This is a genomic window from Stenotrophomonas sp. PS02300, assembly GCF_029959395.1.
Lineage (GTDB): Bacteria > Pseudomonadota > Gammaproteobacteria > Xanthomonadales > Xanthomonadaceae > Stenotrophomonas > Stenotrophomonas maltophilia_AD.
Window position 1 is genome coordinate 1 of the sequence record NZ_JASCOP010000241.1, and the last position, 1,407, is coordinate 1,407.

The window sequence follows — 1,407 nt, forward strand, 5'->3', positions numbered from 1 at the left end:
GGGGTACGGGGGCTTTGCGAAACATGGATGTTTCGCAAGAGCCCCCATGGATGGGTTCACGGCGCCCCCCGTACCCCCGCACCCGCCGGCCCTGCGCGACAACCTGTCAGGCATAAGGCTGTTCGCCTGAAGGCATGAAGCTGCCGGCCAACGGCCAGCACCCAAGCCACGCCCGATTCCAGGCATCGCTTCCAGCGGAAAGGTCTCCCACCCGACCAATCGGGTTACGATCCCACCACTTACCGCTGCTCGGGGACATGCATGGCTGTCGAGGTGTTGGGGGTCAAGGAACATGCGCAGGGCGAGCGCCGTGTAGCGCTGACGCCGGAAACGGCGCGCAAGTACATCGCGCTGGGCGCCACCGTGTGGATCGAACCGGGTGCCGGGACGCGTGCCGGCTTTACCGACCAGGCCTACCTGGATGTCGGCGCGCAGCTCGCCGATGACGCCCGCCTGGGCCAGGCGGACATCGTGCTGTGCGTGCAGCCGCCGGACACCGCGCGGCTGCGCCAGCTCAAATCCGGCGCCAGCCTGGTCGGCATGCTGCACCCGCAGGCCGACGCCGAACGTGCCGGCATGATCCAGTCGCGCGGGCTGCAGGCATTTCCGCTCGAGCGCCTGCCGCGTACCACGCGTGCGCAGTCCATGGACGTGCTCAGTTCGCAGGCCGGCATGGCCGGCTACAAGGCCACGCTGATTGCCGCCCAGCTGGCTCCGCGCTTCTTCCCCATGCTGACCACTGCCGCCGGCACCATCCGGCCATCGCGCGTGCTGGTGGTGGGGGCAGGCGTCGCCGGATTGCAGGCCATTGCCACCGCGCGCCGGCTCGGTGCGCAGGTGGAAGGCTTCGATGTGCGCCCGGAAACCCGCGAACAGATTGAATCGCTCGGCGGCAAATTCCTCGACCTCGGCGTCAGCGCCGTGGGCGAGGGCGGTTACGCGCGGCCGCTGACCGACGAAGAGCGGGCAGAACAGCAGCGCCGGCTGGGCGAGCACCTGCGCTTGGTCGATGTGGTCATCTGTACCGCCGCCGTGCCCGGTCGCCCCGCGCCGAAGATCGTCACCAGCGCGATGGTGCAGGGCATGCGCCCGGGCAGCGTGATCGTCGACCTGGCCGCTGAAACCGGCGGCAACTGCGAGGCGACCCGGCCCGGTGAGACAACCGACGTCGGCGGAGTCACCGTGGACGGCCCGCTCAACCTGGCCAGTCAGGGCGCGGTGCACGCCAGCGAGATGTACGCGCGCAACCTCTACAACTTCGTCGCCCTGTTCCTGAAGGACGGCGCGGTGGCGTTTGATTGGGATGACGAGCTGCTGGCGAAGACGCGGTGGATTGCGAATTGAGCTGGGGCAGCCACGCAGGGCGTGGCTCTACCGCGCGGGACCCGTAGAGCCACGCCCTGCGTG

The 1,407-nt window shown here is 69.1% G+C and carries 1 protein-coding gene; it reads left to right on the forward strand.

From position 1 onward, the window contains the following. Positions 1-261: 261 nt before the first annotated feature. Positions 262-1,344 carry an NAD(P) transhydrogenase subunit alpha gene (locus QMX79_RS20720; RefSeq protein WP_282248453.1) on the forward strand — a complete coding sequence of 361 codons (1,083 nt, stop codon included), beginning with the start codon at positions 262-264 and terminating at the stop codon, positions 1,342-1,344. Positions 1,345-1,407: the final 63 nt, after the last annotated feature.

What these genes read in the sequence shown, in the direction of transcription:
- QMX79_RS20720 (WP_282248453.1), top strand. Translation starts at nt 262, where the DNA reads ATGGCTGTCGAGGTGTTGGGGGTCAAGGAACATGCGCAGGGCGAGCGC.